The organism is Vreelandella indica, assembly GCF_037070225.1.
Taxonomy (GTDB): Bacteria; Pseudomonadota; Gammaproteobacteria; order Pseudomonadales; family Halomonadaceae; genus Vreelandella; species Vreelandella arctica.
In genome coordinates this window covers 83,319-105,505 of the sequence record NZ_JBANSO010000011.1, presented here as the reverse complement: position 1 = coordinate 105,505, position 22,187 = coordinate 83,319, and the positions used below count along the sequence as shown (strand labels likewise).

Here is a 22,187-nt window from a genome sequence, read left to right as displayed (position 1 = left end):
CTGATGACTGCGTCACTCAGCCCACCGAAGGAGCAAGCGCACCCAACGGATGCGTGAATCTCTCAGGTTCCATGACGGAAGGGGTACGCCAACAGCTACGCCGTTAGGTGGTATTCCCGACGCTCATACACTTTGGAGAGACTCATGCAACGCATTGCCGTTATCGGTGGCGGTATCACCGGCATTACCAGTGCCTACGCCTTGGCCAAACGTGGCTATCAGGTCACCGTCTTTGAAAAACATCGTTACGCCGCCATGGAGACTTCGTTCGCCAACGGTGGTCAGCTTTCGGCTTCGAATGCCGAAGTGTGGAACCACTGGCCAACCGTAATTAAGGGCATGCGCTGGATGCTCCGAAACGATGCCCCGCTGCTGGTCAACCCTCGTCCCAGCTGGCACAAGCTCAGTTGGTTTGGCGAATTTATCGCCTCGATTTCCCGCTACTCTGAGAACACTACCGAGACCGCGCGGCTGGCGATTGCGGCACGCGAGCATCTGTTTCATTGGGCGCAGGAAGAGCAAATCAATTTTGATTTAAAACAGAAAGGCATTCTGCATATTTACCGCGATAAAGCGGGCTATGACCACGCCGCCAAGGTCTCCAGGCTGCTCAGCAAAGGCGGCCTGGAGCGTCGCGCGGTAACCCCTGACGAGATGCGCACTATCGAGCCGACGCTGGCGGGCAGCTACTATGGTGGCTTCTTCACCGAAAGCGATGCCACGGGTGATATTCATAAGTTTACCCACGGCCTGGCTCAAGCCGCCGAGCGCCGTGGTGTAACGCTTAAATATGGCCACAGCGTGCAGGATCTCGGTGCGGACGAACAGCACGCATGGGTCACCGCCACCATTGAAGGCGAGGCCGACGGTGAACCGGTGCGTGAAACATTCGATAGCGTGGTGGTCTGCGCCGGGGTGGGCAGCCGTGCCCTGGCTGCCAAGCTGGGAGACCGGGTCAATATCTACCCAGTCAAAGGCTACTCCATTACCGTGCAGCTTGACGATGCCGCCTCCCAGCAGGCCGCCCCCACCGTAAGCCTACTCGATGATGAAACCAAACTGGTGACCAGCCGCCTGGGCGATGATCGCTTTCGCATCGCGGGAACCGCCGAATTCAACGGCTTCAATCGCGATATCCGCGACAACCGCATCCGCCCGTTGATCCGCTGGGTGGAAGAGTGCTTCCCCGGCGTCAGCACCCGCCGCGTAGTGCCCTGGGCAGGTCTACGCCCGATGCTCCCTAACATGCTGCCCAAAGTCGGCCCTGGCAAATTACCCACCGTGTTCTACAACACCGGCCACGGCCACCTGGGCTGGACGCTCTCTGCGATTACCGCCGATATGCTGGCGGATGCGGTGCAAGCGGCGGAAGAAGCATCGGCACCAGCGAGAGCATCACACTCAGTGTGACGTGCTGGCATAAATCAGGAGGGGCATTCCCTCCTTTTTAATTAAACGGCGGGTGCTTTGGCAATAATGCGCTTGGCTGCTTCACCGCGGGCAAGGTTGGCATGGGCGGGTGCAATGGTACACAGGCTGGCGACCTGGGCTTGAATCGCGCTCACCACTTTCGTGTGTTGGTGACCGACATTGGTATTCACTAATTGACTACTAAAATCCAAATACGACTGTCCTGCATAATCCCATACCCGGCAACCTTGAGCGCCCGCGATAACCATGGGATCTAAACTGCCTTGCTGTGCCCAGGAGTGGAACACATACTGACGGTCCAGGCTGTGTACATAGCGGTTATCCGCATCCTGTTGGGTTGGGTAAGAAGCGGCAAGATTGGCATTCATAACAAGCACCCTGTTTAATCCATAAGTAAATAGCGTGCTTGCCAGCCTAGAGAGTTCGACCCATTAAGCTGTAGGGCCAATCATCACGTACCCAGGGGACAGATGCGATGTCACACCGGCTATTGCCAACTGGCTCTAGAGGCTTGAGTCAGCGTTGCTTACAGTGAACACTGTTGTTTTAAATGTGTTTATAAACATGGAGATATTGTAATGCCTAGCGTACTTATCACAGGAGCTACTTCAGGGTTTGGTAAAGCGGCAGCACAGCGCTTCGCCAAAGCAGGCTGGTCGTTGATCCTCACCGGGCGCCGCCAGGAACGCTTAGATGCACTGGAAAAAGAGCTAAGCCAGCAGGTTCCAGTACTTACACTGGCACTGGATGTTCGCGACAGCGACGCTGTGACTGACACTATTAGCAACCTGCCGGAAAGCTTTCTGCCGCTGACGTGCCTGATTAACAATGCAGGGTTAGCATTAGCGCCGGAGCCAGCGCAAAAAGTCGCGCTGCAGGATTGGCACACCATGATCGATACCAACATCACCGGGTTGGTCAACGTCACCCACGCGGCATTGCCGCTACTGCTCAAAAACAGCGAAGGTGCGAGCATTCTTAATTTAGGCTCAGTCGCAGGCCAGTGGCCGTATCCGGGCGGGCATGTGTATGGGGCGTCAAAAGCGTTTGTTCAGCAGTTTAGTTATAACCTGCGCTGCGACCTGCTAGGAACAGGTGTCCGCGTGACCGATCTTGCCCCCGGCATGGCAGAAACCGAGTTTACGCTGGTAAGAACCAAGGGCAATCAGGCCGCGTCAGACGCACTTTATAAAGGAACAACGCCACTTCAAGCGGAAGATATTGCCGAGCAGCTTTTCTACCTAGCGACACTGCCCGCCCATATCAATATTAATCGGTTGGAAATCATGCCGGTGCGGCAAGCGTGGTCAGCATTTGCCATTGACCGCGACCCGGCTTAAGCCTGCTTCGCTGAAGACAACAAGCCGCCGGTTGATACCCGATCACGCCCTTTATTTTTAGCGAGATAAAGGGCGTTATCGACTCGCTTCATGACGCTTTTAACCGATTCTTGCGAATGAACCTCTACCACCCCAAAGCTTGCCGTGACGCTGCTTTGAAGCGGAAAAGCGGTATGTTTGATCGCGCCTCGGATTTTGTCGGCAAGCCGTACAGCCTGTTCAAGCGAGGTTTCAGGAGCTAAAAGCATAAACTCCTCACCGCCCCAGCGCGCGCAGCAGTCTGCTTTACGCAAATTACGCTTCAGCAGATCGGCAAGCTCCATTAGTACTTGGTCACCGACATCGTGCCCATAGCTATCGTTGATATCTTTAAAGTAATCAAGATCAAGCATGATTAAGGAGAGAGGGCGTGAGTAGCGGTGCTGTCGGTTGAACTCATTTTTAAGCACCATATCGAACTGCGATCGATTAACCAATCCAGTCAGCATATCGGTCGTTGCTAACCGCTCAAGCTGAGCCTCTTTTTCCATCTGCTCAGTAACATCGCGCTGCGTTAATACCAGCGTAAACTGCCCATTATGGCATGTCCCCATCGCCGTAATGCGCCACTCAACATGACGGCGTTTGCCATCATGATGGCGGGATACTTCGCGACCACTGATGCCTTCAAAAACACCGTGGGCACTGTCTTTTAGCGGGTGTAGTGCTTCATGCAGCTGTGCGAAAATCTGGCGGTTAGCGGCTTCCTGCTGCACAACCACGGGGGGAGCGCCCAACCACGCTTCGCGGCTGCCACCCCATAAACGCTGGTAGTCAGTATTGACATCGACGATGCGAACCCCTGGCGAGCCTTCCTGAACGCTCAGGATCGCCACCGCATGACCAGCCCGTTCGCCGTCTGCATCCGATCCTGGATGCGAATAGTGCTGATACATTCTATTTACTCATCCCTGTGAAATAGTCGTGCGGTCATATGGCTGAACATAGCAGCCATATTGTTAGGCATCAGCACCATTGCCATATCTATGCGGGTACTCACCTCTGCCACCGCGAGATTTCACGCCATATTTAACACCAAAGTTACTCTAATGATATTATTCATTACAATTCATTAACATAACGTAGGCTATGTCTCTCCAAAAAACAAATACCGATAGGGTCTTTTGTTCAGAACATGCTTTTCAGCAATGGCTGCGTCGAAGCAGGCATTCACCGCCAGCCTAGCGCCGCTGCTCCAATACGCCGATCACTTCAGGCACCGCCAGCGAACTATCGTCGATTGATGTATAAAGCGCATGAACGGCACCTGCAACACCGCGCTCTACCCCCAGTTCATTGGTCATGGTGTGGTAGTAACCGAGATCCTTGCTGGCGTTGGCGACCGTAAATTTGAAGCCGGAGGGGTCATTGTCAGCGATGTAGGGGCGCAACCGTTCCAGCACAACACCCCCGCCACCACCTGCGCCAAGTACTTCAAGCAAAGCAGTGTCACTGATGCCCGCTTTACGTGAAGCGGCCGTGGCCTCTGCTAATACCGCCGAAAACCCAAGCGAAACAAAATTGTGCAGCAACTTGAGGGTATGCCCCGCGCCTACATCCCCCGCGTGGGCAATATTTTCGGCAAACCCTTGCAGCAGAGGCAGTGTTTCATCGAACAGTGCCTTGGGCGCACCGACAATCAAGTTGAGCCGCCCTTCTGCGGCTTCTTTCGGCGTGCGCGTCATGGCCGCATCCATAAAGCGGCCGCCCGCGTCAGTCACTCTGGCAGCCACTTTTTCGGTTGAACTGGGCAAGGCGGTGGAGCAATCCACCACGACACAGCCGGGCTTTAATCCATCCAAAACACCGTTGGGCTCAAACAACACCGCTTCTACTTGGGGTGAGCCGGTGACGCAAAGAATCACCACATCAGACTGCTGAGCCACTTCCTGCCCTGTATTCAGCGCGGTGGCACCGGCTGCCAATAAGTCATCCACAGGCTGGTTGCCTGGATGATTAAGAAAACTGACCTGATGGCCTGCGCGTATTAGACTGCTGGCGATCCCATGGCCCATCAGGCCAACGCCGACGATGCCTACCTGGCGAGTTGTTGTCATTATGATGACTCCTTTTACTTGGTTACTGTCCTAGCCGTGTTTGATAGCGACGGTCTTGATTCGGGTATAGCTCCGCAAGCCTTCAAAGCCCTTTTCACGACCATGCCCTGAACGCCCAACGCCACCAAAAGGTAGTTCAACACCACCGGCGGCGCCGTAATTATTGATGAACACCTGACCACTGCGAATGCCTTTGGCCAAGCGCAGCTGACGTCCGCCGTCACGCGTCCAGATACCGGCACACAGGCCAAAATCGGTCGCATTAGCGAGTGCAAGCGCTTCGGCTTCGTCCTCAAACACCTGCACCACCAGTACCGGGCCAAACAGCTCTTCGCGCAGTACTTCATGCCCGTCCGGAATATCGGTCAACAGTTGAGGCAGTACAAAGTGACCACCACCCGGTGCGCTCGACGCAAGCTCGCCTATGGCCGCAACGCGAATGCCATCGGCTTTGGCCGCCGACAAACGCTCTTCCAGTTTGGCTTTTTGGCGCGCGTTGATCAGCGGGCCACAGTCGGCGTCGGCTTCACCCGCATCACAGCGTAAAGCAGCAAAGCGCTCACACAGATTAGCCATCACGCTATCGGCGATTTCACGCTGCACCAGCAGACGGCTACCCGCCGAACAGGTCTGCCCGGCGTTCTGAACAATGCCGCGCACCACTGCCGGAAGTGCCGCATCAAGATCCGCATCGGCAAACACTAGCTGGGGCGATTTCCCCCCTAGCTCCAACGTGACCGGCACATGGTGATGGGCAGCCGCTTGGGCGACATGGGTACCGGTCTCAGGTGAGCCGGTGAAAGAGAGATGATCAATTTGGGGATGGGCGGCAAGTGCTGCGCCTGCTTCATACCCAAAGCCTGGCACAACGTTGAGTGCTCCGGCAGGGAGGCCATGGCTCACCGCCAGTTCTGCCAAACGCAGCACGCTCAAACAGGCATCTTCGGCGGGCTTAAGCACCACGCAGTTACCTGCCGCCAGCGCGGCTGCCACACAGCGGCCGAATATCTGAGAGGGATAATTCCAAGGGATAATCTGGGCGCATACGCCGTAGGGCTCGCGCAGGGTCATGACCGCGAAGTCGGTCTCAAAGGGAATGGTTTCACCGTGAAGTTTGTCCGCCGCCCCACCATAAAAGCGGAAGTAGCGCGCGCAGGCAGAAATATCGCCCTTGGCTTGCGTCATCGGCTTACCGGTATCGGCGCACTCAAGCTGGGCTAACTGTTCATGATGCGCCTCAATCACATCGGCAAAACGCAGCAGCCACTCGCTGCGTTGCCGGGCAGACCAGCGAGCCCACTCGCCTAACTGGCCAGAAAAGGCCTGACGCGCTGCCTGAACGGCGGCATCGACCTCTTCCGCTTGGCTACGCGCAATACGCGCCAACGGCTCCCCCGTGGCGGGGGCTTCTACCTGTAGCGTAGCGGCGGTCTTTATCCACTCTCCACCAATCAGCGCCTGCTGTGGCGGCAAGGTCATTGAATGGGACATTAAAGGCTCCTTTTATTGTCGTTTTTTCGCTCATTTTAAATAACGACTGACTAACCATAGAAGATGTTCACCAATCCCATGGAAATCCACGGCATATAGGTAATCGCCATTAGGCAGGCCAGCACCACCAGCACAAAGCGCACCAGCCAGGGCAGCATCTGATCAATCGAAATTTTGGCGACTGCACAGGCAGCAAACAGGTTCACGCCCAGCGGTGGCGTGATCATGCCCAGAGCCAGGTTAACCACCATGACCAGACCAAAATGAACCGGATGAATACCGAACTGAATAGCAATTGGCGTTAAGATGGGCGCCAGTACCAAAATGGCTGCAGAGGTTTCAATAAACATGCCGACGATCAGCAGCAACGCATTGACCACCAGCAGAAACATCAGCGGGTCGTTGATGGTGTTGGTCACCAGAGTGGCAATTTGCGCAGGCAGCCCCGTTCGGCTGAGCAGAAAGCTGAAGAGCGAGGCGGCGGCAATAATCAGCATGACGGCAGCGGTAGAGACAACGCTCTGGCGCATAATTGGCCAGAGGTCGTCGACCTTCAGTTCACGGTAGTAGAAACCACCCACGATCAGCGCGAAAAACACGGCCACGGCGGAGGCTTCCGTCGGAGTAAATACCCCACCGTAGATACCGCCAATTACAACGACCGGCATCAGCATCGCGACCCAGGCACGCTTCACTGAGATTACAAAGCCGGTGCTGTCTTGATAGTCGTCCTTTCCGTAGCCCCGCACTTTGCAGAACAGGTAGAGAAAGAGGATCAGCGCGCTGCCAATCAATATGCCGGGGCCGATGCCCGCTAGAAACAGCTGCCCGATAGAGGTATCGGTACTCACGCCATAAAGAATCAAAGGGATCGAGGGCGGAATCAGCACCCCAAGCTCTGCAGAGGAAGCCTGTATGGAGGCGGCCAGTGGCCTGGGATAGCCATGCTTGACCATGGCCGGAATCAGAATGGCACCAATGGCAAAGGTAGTTGCCACGCTAGAACCGGAAACCGCCGCAAACATCATGCAGGTCAATACGCAGGACATCGCCAGCCCGCCCTGCACGCGGCCAACGATGGATTTAGCCAAGTCGACTAACCGCTGGGAGATGCCCCCCGCCGCCATCAAGTTACCGGCAAGAATAAAAAAGGGGATCGCCATAAGCGGGAATTTATCGATGCCGATAAACATCTGCTGCGGTACTAATAGCAGCGGCAAGCGGGTAAAAAACTCAATGCCAATAATGGATGCCAGAATAATAGAAACGGCAATCGGCACCCCGAAGGTAAATAGAATGATCAGCGACAGGCCAATAACCATATTCATGGCTGCACCTCCCGCTCAGGCCGCGGCGCATCCTGGGATGTTTCAGCCTCCGGCACGATCTCGCTATTTTCAGGACCTACCTTTTCCCGGCCAGTGAGCTGTGCGAGCAGCCTCGCCACCACGGCGACAATGGCAAAGCAGGAACCCGTCGGAATCGCCGCATACGCCCACGCCATTGAGATGTTCATTCCCGACATGGTTTGATTGCTCACCCGCATCGTCATTTGGATGCCGTAATGGATCAGCACACCAAGCACCAGCAGACAGCACACCACGATGGCGACTTCCAGTAGTGTCAGAAAGCGCGCGGGCACTACCTTATAAACCACCTCCACCGCCATCATATAGCCACCCCGAAACGTGGCAGCCGCTGCTAGGAAGACACACCAGATCATCGCCGCACGGGAGGCCACTTCCGTCCAGGTCGAGGGCGCATTGAAGACAAACCGGGTGAGCACTTGATAAAAACTGAGTGTCACCGAGATCGCCAGCATCGCCACGGCAAGCAGCATCGCGAGCCGGGTTAACTGGTGCTCAAAACGAAGAAAGACCGCTAGCATAAGAGTTCACCATGCCAAAGCGGCCTCCGGTATGCCGGAGGCCGAGGTGGGGAAGCCAGGGATACTTAACAACCGCTGGCTGCTTCCTGAACGCGCTCAAGCATTTCAGTGCCGTATTCCGAGGTAAATATCTCGTAGGCAGGCTGTACAGCCTCCTGGAAGGGGGCGATATCGATATCGGTTTTTACCGTCATGCCATTCTCTTCCAGTAGTGCCACCCCTTCACGCTCTAAGCGCGACACCTCTTCGCGGGTCGCTTCGGCAGACGCCGCAGCAGCTTCCATAAACCAACCGCGCTCCTCATCACTCAAGCCGTCCAGCAGAATGGGTGACCCCAGCACGATGGCCGGTGAGTAGACGTGCCCGGTGAGCGAGAGATAGTCCTGCACTTCCCAGAAGTTGGTAGCGACAATGACGGTAATCGGGTTTTCCTGACCATCGACGGTGCCCTGCTGAAGCGCGGTGAAGAGCTCAGGGAACGCCATCGGTGTTGGGCGGGCGCCCATCTGACGGAACGCCTCCTGATGCACGGCGTTTTCCATGGTGCGTACGCGCAAGCCCTCGGCATCTGCGGGCGTGGCGATCTCGCGTTGGCTATTGGTTAGGTGGCGAAAACCATTTTCAGACCACGCCAAACCCACCAAGTCGTGCTCGCCCATTTTTTCCAACAGCTCATCGCCCAGTTCATTATCCAACACGCAGCGAGCCTGGTCGTAGTTCTCAAACAGGAATGGCAGGTCGAGTACATAGCTTTCCGGTACGAAGTTACCCAGCGGGCCTGTGGAAGTAATGACCACATCGACCGTACCGATCTGCAGGCCTTCAATCATCTCCCGCTCGCCGCCCAGCGACCCAGAGGTGTGCTCGGTAACCGTGAACTCGCCATCGGATAATCGCTCCAGCGTCTCTTTAAACGCATCAGCACCTACCGAGTAGTGCGAGGTCGAGGAGAGTGTATGGCCCAGGTTCACTTCCGTTGCGGCGTGGGCCTGAAGTGCCATACCCGCCGTGGCAATACCACTGATTGCCGCGACCAGGACATGGCGTTTAAATACCTGTTTCACATACTGTTTAGTCATTATAGTGCCCTCTTTTATTGTTGTGAGGGTGGTCATTGAGGCAACTTACCCGATCTCGGGGGTTACCCAGGCAGTTTCCTACCGTTGCGGGTAGGAGAGGAAGTCACGGCTGTTCAGAAACGAATGCATCGATGATCTGCTTGAAGTTGTCATCGCCTACAAAGCCAAGCTGCTTGGCTTTCGTGGTTTCAAACCGGGCGGGCCAACTTGTCACAATGGCTTCAATGCGTGGGTCGGGTTCATGACGTACCAGTGAAAGCGCTTTTTCTCCCGCGACGTCACCCAGCGCTTTCAGCATTTGGGCCACCGTGACGGTGATGCCCGGCAGCATAAAGGCTCTAAAAGGCGCCAGCGCCTCACTTGGCACCTCAGCACCATGGATTAGCGCATCCACCACCTTGCCTGGCGACATCACAAACATCGGAAGCTCAACGGGCACCGGGCAAACCGCCTCTTCGCCATTGAGCGGCTCACGCAGAATGCTGGAAGCAAAGCTGGAGGCCGCAGCGTTCGGTCGGCCAGGACGAATCACAATGGTCGGTAGGCGCAGCACTAGGCCGTCGATAAGCCCACGGCGGCTGTAATCGTTGATGAGCAGCTCACACATGGCTTTTTGGGCGCCGTAGGAGTTTTGCGGATGGAGGGCCGTCATATCATCCAGTACTTCCGGCAGCTGACCGCCGTAAGCCGCCACGGAGCTGGCCATAATCAAGCGAGTATCGGTCAGTGACTGCTCCCGGCAGCCTTCCAATAGCGCCCGCGTGGCATCGAAATTAACCCGCATACCGAGTTCCAAATCGGCTTCTGCGGCAGAGCTCACTACCGCCGCCAAGTGATAAATAACGTCAGGGCGTTGCTCCAGTACACTATCCAGTGCGCCGGACTCGGTAATATCCAGCGCCCTTGATGTCACAGTGACGTTTCCGGCATTAGGCAACGGTGCTTCTATCTGATCAATTAGCGTTAGCCGAGTAATCGGCTGCTGGCGAAGCTCACCTCTAGTCAGCAGCTGTTGCACTAACCGTTGGCCTAGAAAGCCTGCCGCACCGGTAATGGCGATATGCATCGTTTTGCTCCTATGCACTGTTGTTATTGTTTGCGTTTTTCTCGTTTGTTATTTGGCCTGGCGAATATCAGTGAGTGGTTAACCCCCAAGTTTTGCCCCACCCTAGTCCCGCACGGGTTTCTGCCGTGGGGCGATACTCACAGCCGATCCAACCGGGGTAGCCCAGCGCACTCAATCGCTCAAAAATGGCGGGGTAGTGCACTTCTCCAACATTCGGCTCGTGGCGCTCGGGCACACCTGCGACTTGGATATGGCCGATGGCGCTGAACTGGCGTTCAAGGTGGCGAATCAAATCGCCATCCATGATCTGGCAGTGGTAGAGATCAAACTGTAACTTGAGTTTTTCCGCCCCCACTTCGCCCAGCACTGCCATGGCTTGCGCTTGGCGAGACAGGAAAAATCCCGGCATATCGCGGGTATTAATGGGTTCGATGAGTACCTCTCGACCGACTTTCGCCGCCTCACCCGCCGCAAAACGCAAATTGCGAATATAGGTCACCTGATGCTCAGCTTTCGTCGCGGCATCGGCACCTTCAGGTAACAGGCCAGCCATGGCATGCACGCGGGGGCAGTTGAGCGCCTCGGCATAACGCAGTGCCTCTACCACCGAGTCACGAAATTCCCCTTCTCGACCAGGTAGGCTCGCCAGCCCCCGTTCCCCGCCATCCCAATCTCCCGGCGGCAGGTTGAACAGCACCTGTTCCAATTGCGTTTCCTGCAGCGCATGGCGCAACTCTTCCGGGGAAAACGCATAGGGAAATAGATATTCGACACCTTTAAAGCCCGCGTCCGCAGCGGCAGCAAAGCGATCGATAAAGGCGTGCTCGTTAAACAGCATGCTGAGGTTGGCGGCTAATCGAATCATCGTGGTGCTCTTATTGTTAAGTACGTCATTGTTAAATGCGTCGCTAATCCCGTGGAAAGCGTGCTTCCAGCTCAGCCACCTGCTCCGGCGTTAGCCCCCGAGGGTTCTCGCCTCGCAACAGTAGATAGAGTTTGGCGGTCTCTTCCAGCTCTTCAGTGGCGTACACCGCTGCTTCGAGGGTTTTCCCCGCCACCACCGGGCCGTGGTTGGCCAGCAGTACCGCGCTATGCTTGCCCGCTAAACCCCGCACGGCATCGCCCAGTTTGGGGTCGCCGGGGATGTGATACGGCACCAGCGGCAGCTTGCCCACCCGCATCACGTAATAGGCGGTCAGCGGCGGAATGCAGTCGCAGGGATCGACTTCAGGCAAACAGGAGACGGCCACCGAGTGGGTGGAGTGTAGATGGACGATAGCGCCGGACTGCGGGCGCTCTTCGTACATGGCCATATGCAAGAACTGCTCTTTGGTGGGTTTATCGCCACTGAGCAGTTGGCCGTTGTTATCCAGATGGGAGATGCGCGACGGGTCTAGCCGCCCCAAGCAGGCATTGGTCGGCGTCATCAGCCAGCCGCCATCGTCTAACCGCACGCTGATATTGCCGCTGGAGCCCATGGTCAGGCCACGATCAAACAGCGATTTGCCCAGGGTACTGATCTGCTCCCGCAAGCTGTTCTGGGGGTGGCGATGCAAGTGGATGCTCATGCCAGCACCTCAAACGCCCGGGTAAAGAAATCGACGCCACCGAAGTTGCCGGACTTCAGCGCCAACGACAGCGGCGCATCGCGACCGGCTAGCGGGGCTTGGGTCCAGGGCACGCCGGGGTCGATCTGCTCGCCGATGCGCAGAGTGGTAATGCCCAACGCCGAGACTACCGCACCGGAGGTTTCGCCCCCGGCGACCAGTAACCGGCCTACGCCTTCGTTCACCAGCGTGACTGCCAGTTGGCTCAGCGCCTCTTCCACCAGCGCGCCCGCACGTTCTACCCCTAGGGCTTGCTGGGCATCATTCACCTTGTCAGGATCAGCCGAGGCGTAAAGTAGTACCGGCGCCTGTTCAGATAAGCGCTGTCGCGCAAACGCCAACGCATGCGTTTGCTGTTGTTCGTCTTTCGCCAGCGCCAAGGGGTCCAGGGCAAAACTGCCATTAGGATGCTTGACCAGAAAATCCGCCACCTGGGCCAGCGTGGCGCGGGAACAGCTGCCGGAGAGCACCAACGCCCCGCCCGAGGCAGGCGATAAACGCCCCGGCTCCGTGATGGTGTCTAACCAGCCCTGGGCACGGTACTGGGCAGGCAATGCCTGCCCCAGGCCAGACCCGCCTGTGACCAAGGGCATTAATACGGTGGCTTCGGCCAGTACGTCCAGATCCTGCTCATCCAGGGAGTCACAGATCACATGGCGAACGCCTTGTGCTTCCAGCGCAGATAAGTGAGCACGGGTGGCCGTTGATCCTTGGGCAAGCACTGCGCGGTTGGCCAACCCCACCGGGTGCCGCGTTTGGCGGGCAAGTACGCGCACTAAGTCCGCGTCTTGCATGGGATTAAGCGGGTGGTGCTGCATGCCGCTGTCGGTAAGCAAGCGATCACCCACAAACAGATGGCCCTGGTAGACCGTACGGCCGTTAATCGGGAAGGCAGGCACCATCACTGTTTGGTGCGCACCCAGAGCTTCCAGCAACGCATCCGCCACCGGGCCGATATTGCCCTGGTCGGTGGAGTCAAAGGTGGAGCAGTACTTGAAGAACAGCTGACGGGCACCCTGCTTTTGCAGCCAATCTAACGCAGCGAGCGAATCATTCACCGCCTCATCCACCGGGCAGGAGCGGGACTTTAACGCCACCACCACCGCGTCGATCTCTTGCAGATCAATTTCTTCCGAAGGCACACCAATCACCTGCAGGCAGCGCATGCCGCCGCGCACCAGGTTATTAGCAAGATCGGTGGCCCCGGTGAAGTCGTCGGCAATAGCGCCTAATACGATGTTCGATCCCATACCCATTTTTATCAGGCTCCCTGGGCATCGTTGGCGGCTTCCGGCAAGGCGATGCCGGAGAGCCGCTGATAAACCTTGATCACCGCTGAATCATCTTCACGGCCAAAGCCTGCACCGCTGGCAGCGGTAAACTGCTGCAGTGCACTGGACGCCACCGGCGTTGCCAAAGCCAGCTCGCGGCCGGTTTGATGCACGATATTGAGATCTTTAACGAAGATATCCACAGCGGAAAGCGGCGTGTAGTCACCACTCAGAATGTGCGGCACGCGGTTCTCGAACATCCAAGAATTGCCCGCTGAGTGGGTGATGACGTCATAAATAACCTCGGGGTCGAGCCCCATACGAATACCCAGCGCCATGGCTTCGGCAGCGGTGGCAATATGCACGCCAGCCAACAACTGGTTGACCAGCTTCATACTGGAGCCCACCCCGGGGGCATCGCCAAGGCGATAGACCTTGGCGGCCATGGCATCAAGCACTCCCTGCGCATACGTGAAGGCTTCTGGTGCGCCGGAAGCCATGACCGAGAGCTCACCGCTTTTGGCTTTCGCCGCGCCGCCGCTAATCGGCGCATCCAGCATCATTAAACCCTGCGTCGACAAGCGCTCACCTAGCTGTTTGGCTTGACTAGGCGCCACCGTAGCACACTGCATAATCAGGCTTCCCGGTGCCAATTGGCTGGCCACGCCCTGCTCTCCGAACAACACCTGCTCAACCTGTAGGCCGTTAACGACAACCACCAACACAATATGGCAGTGAGCAAGCTCGGCAGGTGTTGCAACACTTCTGCCCCCTGCCGCCACGAAGGCATCGCGAGCGTCTGCAGAAATATCGCAGCCCGTGACGTTAAACCCGTGTTGGAGCAATACCGTAGCAGTGCCCATGCCCATGGCACCCAGGCCAATAACGCCTACTTGAAGTGATTGTTGATCGTGTTGACTCACCTGCCGACACCTCGCTTTGTTGAAAGTGTTGTTGTTTTTGTTGCTATCGTCGCGGCGCTGTTCTCCTAATTCTAGCCCGTTGCTGAAAGCCAAATGGTAGCGCTGTCATGATAGCGCTACCATTTGTTTTAGATTATTCTCTGCGTAACGACAAGCTGAACATTAGGGCCCTGCGACCAATGTCTAAAGACTCACCTAACGCTGGCTCGCGCGCCAAAAATGTGAAAACGCCTGCCCTGCCTAACAACGCTAGGCAGCGACGAAGCTCAGACCAAGTCACGCTCAGCCAAGTGGCACAAGCGGCTGGGGTATCGCCGATCACCGCATCGCGGGCACTGAACTATCCCGATAAAGTTAGCGATAGCGCAAGGCGAAGCGTTCTTCAGGCCGTGGAGAACTTGGGGTACGTACCCAACTTGGTTGCCGGTAGTCTGGCCTCATCCCGATCACGGCTGATTGCCGTGATCGTGCCATCACTGATCAATAGCGTGTTTGTGGAAGTCATCAAGGGGCTGCAGGAGACACTGGAAGCCGAGGGTTATCAGATACTGCTGGGTAACACCGACTACGATCTAGACCGTGAGTATCAGTTGGTACGCACTTTTCTAGGCTGGTCATGTTCGGCGCTGGTGACGGCAGGGCTGCGCCACAACACGGCGTGCCATACGCTGCTGGCGAACTGGGATCACCCCATCATGGAAGTGATGGAGCTAGGACAAGGCATGGATCTTAACGTCGGGCTGGATCACGTGGCCGCCGGCCGCTGTATGGCTACCCATCTGATCGACAAAGGCTACCGCCATATTGTTTATGTAGGCGCACGCCTAGCTCAGGACTACCGCGCTGGCATGCGTTTTGATGGACATAAAGCGGTGCTAAAGGAGAAAGGGATCGACGCCCCACTACTGGAACTAGACACCCTGGGCAGCCTGCAAGCGGGCGCGGAAGGACTGGCCCAAGTGCTCGCGCAATATCCCCATACCCAGGCCATTCACTTTGCCAACGACGACCTAGCGGCAGGCGCCCTGCTGGCTGCTCAGCGCCAAGGGCTAAACGTGCCCGAGGATATCGCCATTGCCGGGTTTAACGGCCTGCCGCTTGGACAGCACGTGACGCCTCAGCTCACGACCATTCTCTCACCTAGAGAAGAGATGGGCCGCCTCGCCGCCAAGGAGCTTATCCGGCGACTAGGCGGCAAAAACGTCTACCGCCGCCAGCACGATGTGGGCTTTACGCTTCAAATCGGCGGCAGTACTTAGGCTCAAGCACAATAGACAGCGCTGGAGCCAGACAGATGTTCATATATCGATGTCATTAAAATATGAACTCACCCCTCCCGAAAAGCCTCCACCACCCGCTCGGCCAACACTTCGCTGGCATCGCCACTGCCAGGCCGTTTAACCAGCGCTACCTGATAATCACCCAATGGGGGTAGCGATTCGTTAGTGAGACGTTTGAGCGGGGGGCGAATCAAGCTTTTCGGAAACGGTGAAATGGCCAGATCTGCCAACATAGCGGCTTCCTGCCCGGCACAGTGGTCGCAGGAGTAGGCAATGCGGTAATTCATCCCGGCGCTATCCAGCGCATGGAGTGCAATTCTACGCCATGCACACCCCTGTTGAGCCAGTGTCACCGGTAGCGGCGAACGTTGTACGGCAACACCATCCTCCCGGCCCGCCCATACCAGCGGCTCGCTATGCACGATCTCGCCACGCGTCGCCTGCCCAGGTTCCCCCGCCATCACCAGGGCCAAGTCAAGTTCCGCCTCATCCAATCTAGCAAGCAGCTCTATGCTGCGGCCAACAACGACATCGACCTGCACGGCCGGATGTGAGCGCGCAAATTGGGCCAGTACGGTGGGCAGTACACGCCAGACAACGTCGTCGGTGATTCCCAGCCCTACACGCCCTTCCAATGTTGGCGCCAAGAATTGTGTCACTGCCTCGGCATTGAGTTTCAGCAGCCGTCGGCCATAACCAAGCAGCACTTCCCCCTCTGCCGTCAGTCGCACATGGCGCGCTTCGCGTACAAATAGCGTCTGTCCCAGTGTCTCTTCCAGGCGTTTGATCTGCATGCTCAGTGCGGAAGGGGTCCGAAACAGCTGCTGGGCAGCGCGAGTGAAGCTGCCACTTTCCGCAATCGTTACAAAGCTGCGCAGCACTTCACTATCCAGTAGCGGCAAGGCAGCCCGGCTGCTCACCACATTCGTTAGCTGATTCATCACGCCACCTTTCAGAAAAACTTAAGGCACAGTGTAGTTCTTTTCGTTTGATTGATCCAAGGTTGTGCACCAAGCTAATTATCAGAGGTCGCGACCCTCCTTCTTATTAACGATAAATGACACCCACTTCAGCAGGCGTGCAGGCGCTGTGGCTTAGGAGCAGGTGTACGATGGAGGTGTGTAATGAATCACGACAACCCTACCCGACATGCTCAGTATGCTTGGCAGCAAGCCAGCCAACTAACTCCGCCACCTAAACCGCCCCGGCTGGAGTTTTATATGCCAGCGATGCCGTCGCTGACCTTGATTCACAGGCTTGAAATGCGTTGGTGGCGCTACCGGCGTCGGCAGCTTTTTCGCCGCCATGTAGTGCCTCTATTGGCCTACGATGACCACGTACTACAGGATATTGGTCATTGCCGTGAAAATATTCACTGGGCCAATCAGTTGCCCCTGAGCGTCGATGCTGTGCAAGCGTTAGAGGAAAAAGCCAACATTGGCATTAAAACTTAACTTATATATATTTATCGCCCCTACATTCCTTGCTAGCTTTAAACCGTCGCATGGATTTGCGACGGTTTATCTTTTTATCAGCATGGAGCAAATCATGATTATTAAAAACGCTAATGAGCTTTTCGTTCGGCTACTTTCTGAAACAAATAGCGCAGAAAAGCAAATGACTCGCGCGCTGCCCAAAATGGCGCGTGCCGCGGATGACCCCAAGCTGGTCGATGCTTTTAAACATCACCTTGATGAAACCCAAGGACAGGTAGAAAGACTAGAGCAAGTCGCTGATAGCGTGCCTGATATCCGTATCAAACGGCTGAAGTGTTACGCCATGGAGAGCTTGATAGAGGAAGCGCAGGAACTGATTGAAGCGACCGAAAAAGGCGCTGTACGTGATGCTGGCCTGATTGGTGCTGCACAAAAAGTAGAACACTATGAAATCGCCACCTATGGCACGCTGTGTTCTCTTGCAGAACAGTTAGGTTATACCGAAGCTAAAAACATCCTGGCCGAAACGCTGAAGGAAGAAAAATCCGCGGATGATAAGTTGAATATGTTAGCGAAAGAGAACGTTAACAAGAAAGCTGGTTAACTTTTTATAAAATGCTTTTATAAAGTGTTTTTATAGGGTGGGCTTAATTAATCAAGCCCACCCTTTCCCGCTCGTTTTAGCAATTGGCACTATTGGCTAAGCGCTAGTGCTATCACTACGTTATGCATTAGCAACTTAATAGCTTTTACACTCCCACCGGGCCGCCGTCACGCTTCTGTATCACCACGGTCGCTGCGCGGGGGCGCACTTGACCACTGGCGGCAACTGTAGCGTCTTGCACCAAGGCGCTTGCGTCGGCTGGCCAATTGCCCGGATGCTGAATGTTGATAAACAGCGCGGTTTTATCAGGTGTGGCAAAGATGCCGGTCACTTCGCAGCCGTTCGGCCCCACCGCAAAACGTTTGAGCTGCTGCTGGTTGCTACTGTTAATGACGGGTCCGGTGCCTTGAATATCATCGAGACCGTTAGGCACGACCGCAAGCAACTGGTCGTTGGTGTACTCGGTGATACCTTCATAGCCGTTATCCGTCTGGATCCAGAGAATACCCTGCCCATCGCCGCGCTCGTCGAACCATAGCCCGTCGGGGCTGGCAAACTGGTTCATTTCCGTCAGGCCAGAGTGGTTATCCGCATCATCGGTCGCCGCACCAAACACGAAAACCTCCCAGGTAAAGGCATTCGGCAGACGACTTTCACGCCAGCGGATGATGTGTCCCGCCTCATTATTGGCACGTGGATTGGCCGCGTTGGTCGGTGCCAGATCGTAACCGACGCCATTCTGCTCAAGACGCTCGCCGTCGTTCGTGTACGTCGGCGTGGAGTCCTCAGCGGTGCGCTGGCTATTATTGGTTAGCGTGAGATAGACATCGCCTGAGGCAGGGTCAACAGAGGCCCACTCAAGACGATCCATCGGTGTGGCGCCCAACAAATCCGCCGCGTCACAGGTATTGATGATAATGCCTGCTTGATCATCGCTGGCAAGCCCCAGCGCCGCGGCCAATGTGCGGCCATCACGCGTTTGAGCACTGGGTGTTAGCGGCAGCCATTCACCGCTGCCATCAGCATGGAAACGCGCCACGAACAGCGTGCCGTTGTCCAGGTATTTGCTGCCGATGACAAGACGGTCATACGCTTCGCCGGGGCGATTGGCATCGGCGGGATCCCAGGCAGCGTCGGAGACGTATTTATACACATACTCGTTGCGGGCATCGTGTCCCGAGTAGTAGACCACCGGCTGACCGGCTTCCAGCTTGCCTAACCAGCATCCTTCATGGCGGAAACGCCCAAGCGCTGTCCGCTTGACGGCCCGCACTCCGCTATAGGGATCAACCTCCACCTGATAGCCGAAGGTGCGTGCCTCGTTGCGATAATCATCCTCCGCCCGCTCGCTACGTGGGGTGATATCAAAGCGGGCGAACTCACCATTCTCCTCGGAGGCATCGCCTGCGGATGTGTCCCAACCATAGCGGCTTTTGTCCGTGGGGATGCCGATGCGGGCGTCGTCCTGAAAGCGTTCGCCACGATTGACGAAGATATCGGGCCAGTTCTCTTCACAGGCAATATAGGTTCCCCAGGGGGTTACCCCATTACCGCAATTATTGTTCGTGCCGCGGGTTTGCATGCCTGTCGGAGAGAACTGTGTCTTGACGTAGTCACTGCCAGCCACGGGCCCGGAAAGCTCCATCACCGTTGCGCTGGTGAAGCGGCGGTTATAGCGCGACCCCGGCACATGCGACCATTGGCCATTGGCGTCTTTTTCGACTTCGACAAGCGTGACACCGTGAGCGTTGATCTCGGTGCGCGACTCATCTGCTGGCCGCTGGCCCTCTTCGGCATTGGTGGGGCCGCCCTGAGGTGCCCATAGTGCGGCTTGGTCGATATATTCGTTATTGAGCGCCAGCACGAAACGACGCGAGGCGTTGTCGGCGTCCAAGGCAAAACCGGCCATGCCATCATGGTGCATGCCGACACTTTCCGCCTGCCGCTCAGGTGTCATGGTTTGGTCGGCCTGCCACGCATCGCCTGTGCTCAATGGCGTGCCCCAAGGCACCAACACCTGGGCCACATAGCCTTCCGGCACCACAATCGCTTCGGTAAGGGATCCGCGTACCGCTTCAAAGGCGAGCGTCAGGGGTGTTTTCTGCGCACCACTGGAAGCCAACGCCTGGGCAGCGCCACCAAAACTGAGCATCGAGGCAGCAGCGACTCCCAAGCCGCCGCGCATCACATCACGTCGGGATACGTGCCGCGCTAATACCTCAGCAAAAGGCTGATTGCTACTGCGGTTAAACAGGCGATGATCTTCGATCTCTTTACTCATGGTGGTCTCCCCCTGATCGTTTGTATGCCAACGATTGAACGTTAGGAGACACTAAAGAGGCTAAATGACAGGACGATGACGGAGTGTCTGCATTTATATGAAGACTAACCACCTGCATGGCGAAGCCGTGATATAAGACCATACTTATTAACACATAATGCAATGCACTGAGTAACAGCGAGCCAATCGGGAGCAAGGATGAGACTGATCAGCATCATATGGGTGGCGTTGGCGGCTATTAGTTTCAGCCTGGGGCTGGTGGGTATTTTTTTACCGCTAATGCCCACCACTATTTTTATGCTGATCGCTGTTTACTGTGCCTCCAAAGGCTCACCGCGCTTTGAAGTCTGGATCCGCTCCCGCCACTATGTCGGGCCATTGCTGATCACCTGGGAGCAAGAGCGCGCCATTCCCCGGCGTGCCAAGCTCGCAGCCGTCAGCATGATCGCGTTGAGTGCATTGATCGTGGTCTGGTCACTCGACCAGGGCTGGCTGCGCTGGGGTGTGGTCGCTTTCCTTATAATGATCGCTCTGTGGTTAGCTACCCGTCCTGAGCCCTCTTCTTCGCCTTAACACATCACTAAATCGGCACCTGATGGGTCGAGACCACTTCCCGTAGCCCCCAATGGTCACGAGCAAATACTGCGTATCGCCCGCGATACGGCTAAGCTAGTGGGGATGAAAGGCTCAACTAGGCGGTATCCCAGCTTCTGAAGCCTGTCACTACTCTCTGCTATCTTTGTCACTGCCATCCTCGTCCCTACCTTCCTCGCCCTTGCCGCATATCAGAACTCAACGCCTCCCGACGCAGAAAATGCCGTGCAAAAAAGCCGGGATGGCTTTCAACCAAGCCTGCCGATAAGATCCATGGTGAGCCATCACGAGCTTTCAAGTGGTTGTGTTAAAAATGAGTGTTTATAAGGATGGACTCTATGCGCGATGATGAAAAATATACCAATACCGAGGAGCAACTGCTGTATCTTCAAAAGTTATTAGATGAAGAAGATACCGCTGCCCTCAAAGAGCTATTCACAGAGCTCGATATATTAGCGATTGCGCGCACGCTTGAGTCGTTCCCCGCTAAAACCCGTGATTTACTTTGGGACTACATTCCGGACGACGTGCTTGGTGAAGTCCTAGCAGAAGTCGATGAGGGTATTCGCGCTGACTATATTGAGGATCTTTCTGCCAGCGATGTCGAACAGATCGTCAGAGGCTTGGATGCCCAGGAAGTCGCCGAAGTTCTTGATGTCGCCGACGAAGAGATCAAAACCACCGTCTATGCCAGCTTGGACCAAGAGATACGCGCCCAGGTTGAGAACCTTCATGCCTATGAAGATGATGTGGTGGGTCGATACATGGACCCCGAGACGGTCAATGTAAAACAAGGCGTGTCATTAGAGGCTGTACAACGCTATATCCGGATTCATCACCTGCTCGATGATGAATCACAGCAAATCATGATTACAGACAAGGATAAACGCCTACTCGGCACCCTGAGCCTGATTGATTTAATCAAACAGCCACAAGAAGCCGTGGTTGATGATTTTATGGATGATTTTTTCACCCTAAACGATCAAATGAAAGTGAGTGACGCCGCTGCATTATTGCGCTCTAAAGAACTCCACTTTGTGCCAGTGTGCGATAGCGATGGGTTATTGGTCGGCCAGCTAAACGCTGCCGACGTATTAGAAATCACCCAAGATGATGCTGACATGACGTTGAAACACATGTCAGGCGTTAGCGACGAAGAAGAAGTGTTTACCCCCATTGCGCGCAGCGCAAAAAGTCGCGGTATTTGGCTGGGTATTAACCTGCTGACCGCCTTTTTGGCGGCCTTTGTGATTGGGCAGTTTGAAGCCGTGCTGGATCAAATCGTTGCGCTCGCCATTCTCATGCCTGTGGTCGCCAGCATGGGCGGAATTGCAGGTAGCCAAACCTTAACGGTGGTCATACGCGGCTTGGCGCTTGGGCAGCTTGCCGGTAACAATAAACGCTGGCTGTACAATAAAGAACTATGGGTGGGGATGAGTAATGGCCTGGTATGGGCCCTGGTGGTCGGCGGCATTTCCTACCTGTGGTTTAGCGACCCGCTGATTACTCTGGTCATTACTCTGGCGATTTTCATCAACATGAGTCTCGCCAACCTATCCGGCGTCCTCATTCCCCTGGTGTTGAAACAACTACAGATTGACCCTGCCCTCTCCGGCGCGGTAATTCTCACCACCGTCACAGATGTGGTGGGCTTTCTATCGTTCTTGGGGCTCGCGACGCTGATTATTTTGTGATCAAAGCCATTGAATGGTGCAAGCGGCGTCGCCACTCACTTCGCCCGCTAACGTTTATCTAATGCTATGCTGATGAGCCCCGCTAATGCGGGGCTTTTTTTGTGGT

Annotated in this window: 21 protein-coding genes; 7 read left to right on the top strand and 14 right to left on the bottom strand. The window is 55.9% G+C overall.

The window, feature by feature from the left end:
* Positions 1-144: 144 nt before the first annotated feature.
* A complete protein-coding gene (locus V8L71_RS09740) occupies positions 145-1,410 on the top strand; it encodes a D-amino acid dehydrogenase (RefSeq protein WP_336274000.1) in 1,266 nt (421 codons plus the stop codon).
* A gap of 41 nt (positions 1,411-1,451) precedes the next feature.
* On the opposite strand, the gene V8L71_RS09735 is transcribed toward V8L71_RS09740, so the two are convergent.
* Entirely contained in the window at positions 1,452-1,799 is a 348-nt protein-coding gene (locus V8L71_RS09735; protein WP_336273999.1) for an aminotransferase class III-fold pyridoxal phosphate-dependent enzyme, read from the bottom strand.
* Between the two features lie 210 nt (positions 1,800-2,009).
* Between V8L71_RS09735 and V8L71_RS09730 the strand changes: the two genes are divergently transcribed.
* Complete coding sequence (locus V8L71_RS09730; RefSeq protein ID WP_008959273.1) at positions 2,010-2,771, top strand: SDR family NAD(P)-dependent oxidoreductase; 762 nt, start codon at positions 2,010-2,012, stop codon at positions 2,769-2,771.
* Here the strand turns inward: V8L71_RS09730 and V8L71_RS09725 are convergent.
* The 11 genes from V8L71_RS09725 to ltnD form a co-directional block, all read right to left on the bottom strand.
* Complete coding sequence (locus V8L71_RS09725; protein ID WP_336273998.1) at positions 2,768-3,706, bottom strand: GGDEF domain-containing protein; 939 nt, start codon at positions 3,704-3,706, stop codon at positions 2,768-2,770. The genes V8L71_RS09730 and V8L71_RS09725 overlap by 4 nt on opposite strands.
* Before the next feature lie 285 nt (positions 3,707-3,991).
* Positions 3,992-4,867, bottom strand: coding sequence for an NAD(P)-dependent oxidoreductase (locus V8L71_RS09720; protein WP_336273997.1), 876 nt, complete (start codon positions 4,865-4,867; stop codon positions 3,992-3,994).
* 30 nt (positions 4,868-4,897) lie between these two features.
* Positions 4,898-6,358, bottom strand: coding sequence for an aldehyde dehydrogenase family protein (locus tag V8L71_RS09715; RefSeq protein ID WP_336273996.1), 1,461 nt, complete (start codon positions 6,356-6,358; stop codon positions 4,898-4,900).
* A gap of 50 nt (positions 6,359-6,408) precedes the next feature.
* Positions 6,409-7,686: a TRAP transporter large permease gene (locus tag V8L71_RS09710; protein WP_336273995.1), complete on the bottom strand. Its 1,278-nt coding sequence runs from the start codon at positions 7,684-7,686 to the stop codon at positions 6,409-6,411.
* Complete coding sequence (locus V8L71_RS09705) at positions 7,683-8,246, bottom strand: TRAP transporter small permease (RefSeq protein WP_336273994.1); 564 nt, start codon at positions 8,244-8,246, stop codon at positions 7,683-7,685. Before V8L71_RS09705 ends, V8L71_RS09710 begins: the two co-directional genes overlap by 4 nt.
* Positions 8,247-8,311: 65 nt before the next feature.
* Entirely contained in the window at positions 8,312-9,325 is a 1,014-nt protein-coding gene (locus V8L71_RS09700) for a TRAP transporter substrate-binding protein (RefSeq protein WP_336273993.1), read from the bottom strand.
* A 103-nt stretch (positions 9,326-9,428) separates the two neighbouring features.
* A complete protein-coding gene (denD, locus tag V8L71_RS09695; RefSeq protein WP_336273992.1) occupies positions 9,429-10,391 on the bottom strand; it encodes a D-erythronate dehydrogenase in 963 nt (320 codons plus the stop codon).
* 67 nt (positions 10,392-10,458) lie between these two features.
* Entirely contained in the window at positions 10,459-11,256 is a 798-nt protein-coding gene (otnI, locus tag V8L71_RS09690) for a 2-oxo-tetronate isomerase (protein ID WP_336273991.1), read from the bottom strand.
* 43 nt (positions 11,257-11,299) lie between these two features.
* Positions 11,300-11,959 carry a 3-oxo-tetronate 4-phosphate decarboxylase gene (otnC, locus tag V8L71_RS09685; RefSeq protein ID WP_336273990.1) on the bottom strand — a complete coding sequence of 220 codons (660 nt, stop codon included), beginning with the start codon at positions 11,957-11,959 and terminating at the stop codon, positions 11,300-11,302.
* Positions 11,956-13,254, bottom strand: coding sequence for a 3-oxo-tetronate kinase (otnK, locus tag V8L71_RS09680; protein ID WP_336273989.1), 1,299 nt, complete (start codon positions 13,252-13,254; stop codon positions 11,956-11,958). The genes otnC and otnK overlap by 4 nt, the downstream gene beginning before the upstream one ends.
* A 5-nt stretch (positions 13,255-13,259) precedes the next feature.
* A complete protein-coding gene (ltnD, locus tag V8L71_RS09675; RefSeq protein ID WP_336273988.1) occupies positions 13,260-14,192 on the bottom strand; it encodes an L-threonate dehydrogenase in 933 nt (310 codons plus the stop codon).
* A 179-nt stretch (positions 14,193-14,371) separates the two neighbouring features.
* Here ltnD and V8L71_RS09670 point away from each other — a divergent pair, with 179 nt between their 5' ends.
* Complete coding sequence (locus tag V8L71_RS09670; protein ID WP_336273987.1) at positions 14,372-15,451, top strand: LacI family DNA-binding transcriptional regulator; 1,080 nt, start codon at positions 14,372-14,374, stop codon at positions 15,449-15,451.
* A 68-nt stretch (positions 15,452-15,519) separates the two neighbouring features.
* Here V8L71_RS09670 and V8L71_RS09665 read toward each other — a convergent pair whose 3' ends face one another.
* Positions 15,520-16,413: a LysR family transcriptional regulator gene (locus V8L71_RS09665; RefSeq protein ID WP_336273986.1), complete on the bottom strand. Its 894-nt coding sequence runs from the start codon at positions 16,411-16,413 to the stop codon at positions 15,520-15,522.
* Positions 16,414-16,596: 183 nt separating this feature from the next.
* On the opposite strand from V8L71_RS09665, the gene V8L71_RS09660 reads away from it, so the two are divergent.
* Together V8L71_RS09660 and V8L71_RS09655 are read left to right on the top strand one after the other, a co-directional pair.
* The gene (locus V8L71_RS09660) at positions 16,597-16,926 is read left to right on the top strand and encodes a hypothetical protein (protein ID WP_336273985.1); all 330 of its coding nucleotides are present in this window, start codon (positions 16,597-16,599) and stop codon (positions 16,924-16,926) included.
* Positions 16,927-17,020: 94 nt separating this feature from the next.
* Complete coding sequence (locus V8L71_RS09655) at positions 17,021-17,512, top strand: YciE/YciF ferroxidase family protein (protein ID WP_176304068.1); 492 nt, start codon at positions 17,021-17,023, stop codon at positions 17,510-17,512.
* Between the two features lie 145 nt (positions 17,513-17,657).
* Here the strand turns inward: V8L71_RS09655 and V8L71_RS09650 are convergent, their stop codons facing one another.
* On the bottom strand, positions 17,658-19,793 hold the full coding sequence (locus tag V8L71_RS09650; protein WP_336273984.1) for a PhoX family protein: 2,136 nt from the start codon (positions 19,791-19,793) through the stop codon (positions 17,658-17,660).
* Between the two features lie 198 nt (positions 19,794-19,991).
* Here V8L71_RS09650 and V8L71_RS09645 point away from each other — a divergent pair, with 198 nt between their 5' ends.
* Together V8L71_RS09645 and mgtE are read left to right on the top strand one after the other, a co-directional pair.
* Positions 19,992-20,366, top strand: coding sequence for a YbaN family protein (locus V8L71_RS09645; protein ID WP_008959256.1), 375 nt, complete (start codon positions 19,992-19,994; stop codon positions 20,364-20,366).
* Positions 20,367-20,725: 359 nt separating this feature from the next.
* Positions 20,726-22,081 carry a magnesium transporter gene (gene mgtE, locus V8L71_RS09640; protein ID WP_336273983.1) on the top strand — a complete coding sequence of 452 codons (1,356 nt, stop codon included), beginning with the start codon at positions 20,726-20,728 and terminating at the stop codon, positions 22,079-22,081.
* The last annotated feature ends 106 nt before the right edge of the window (positions 22,082-22,187 follow it).

Excerpts from the sequence above, each read along its gene's own strand:
- V8L71_RS09740 (WP_336274000.1), top strand. The coding sequence starts at position 145 with ATGCAACGCATTGCCGTTATCGGTGGCGGTATCACCGGCATTACCAGT.
- V8L71_RS09735 (WP_336273999.1), bottom strand. The coding sequence starts at position 1,799 with ATGAATGCCAATCTTGCCGCTTCTTACCCAACCCAACAGGATGCGGAT.
- V8L71_RS09730 (WP_008959273.1), top strand. The coding sequence starts at position 2,010 with ATGCCTAGCGTACTTATCACAGGAGCTACTTCAGGGTTTGGTAAAGCG.
- V8L71_RS09725 (WP_336273998.1), bottom strand. The coding sequence starts at position 3,706 with ATGTATCAGCACTATTCGCATCCAGGATCGGATGCAGACGGCGAACGG.
- V8L71_RS09720 (WP_336273997.1), bottom strand. The coding sequence starts at position 4,867 with ATGACAACAACTCGCCAGGTAGGCATCGTCGGCGTTGGCCTGATGGGC.
- V8L71_RS09715 (WP_336273996.1), bottom strand. The coding sequence starts at position 6,358 with ATGTCCCATTCAATGACCTTGCCGCCACAGCAGGCGCTGATTGGTGGA.
- V8L71_RS09710 (WP_336273995.1), bottom strand. The coding sequence starts at position 7,686 with ATGAATATGGTTATTGGCCTGTCGCTGATCATTCTATTTACCTTCGGG.
- V8L71_RS09705 (WP_336273994.1), bottom strand. The coding sequence starts at position 8,246 with ATGCTAGCGGTCTTTCTTCGTTTTGAGCACCAGTTAACCCGGCTCGCG.
- V8L71_RS09700 (WP_336273993.1), bottom strand. The coding sequence starts at position 9,325 with ATGACTAAACAGTATGTGAAACAGGTATTTAAACGCCATGTCCTGGTC.
- denD (WP_336273992.1), bottom strand. The coding sequence starts at position 10,391 with ATGCATATCGCCATTACCGGTGCGGCAGGCTTTCTAGGCCAACGGTTA.
- otnI (WP_336273991.1), bottom strand. The coding sequence starts at position 11,256 with ATGATTCGATTAGCCGCCAACCTCAGCATGCTGTTTAACGAGCACGCC.
- otnC (WP_336273990.1), bottom strand. The coding sequence starts at position 11,959 with ATGAGCATCCACTTGCATCGCCACCCCCAGAACAGCTTGCGGGAGCAG.
- otnK (WP_336273989.1), bottom strand. The coding sequence starts at position 13,254 with ATGGGTATGGGATCGAACATCGTATTAGGCGCTATTGCCGACGACTTC.
- V8L71_RS09670 (WP_336273987.1), top strand. The coding sequence starts at position 14,372 with ATGTCTAAAGACTCACCTAACGCTGGCTCGCGCGCCAAAAATGTGAAA.
- V8L71_RS09665 (WP_336273986.1), bottom strand. The coding sequence starts at position 16,413 with ATGAATCAGCTAACGAATGTGGTGAGCAGCCGGGCTGCCTTGCCGCTA.
- V8L71_RS09660 (WP_336273985.1), top strand. The coding sequence starts at position 16,597 with ATGAATCACGACAACCCTACCCGACATGCTCAGTATGCTTGGCAGCAA.
- V8L71_RS09655 (WP_176304068.1), top strand. The coding sequence starts at position 17,021 with ATGATTATTAAAAACGCTAATGAGCTTTTCGTTCGGCTACTTTCTGAA.
- V8L71_RS09650 (WP_336273984.1), bottom strand. The coding sequence starts at position 19,793 with ATGAGTAAAGAGATCGAAGATCATCGCCTGTTTAACCGCAGTAGCAAT.
- V8L71_RS09645 (WP_008959256.1), top strand. The coding sequence starts at position 19,992 with ATGAGACTGATCAGCATCATATGGGTGGCGTTGGCGGCTATTAGTTTC.
- mgtE (WP_336273983.1), top strand. The coding sequence starts at position 20,726 with ATGCGCGATGATGAAAAATATACCAATACCGAGGAGCAACTGCTGTAT.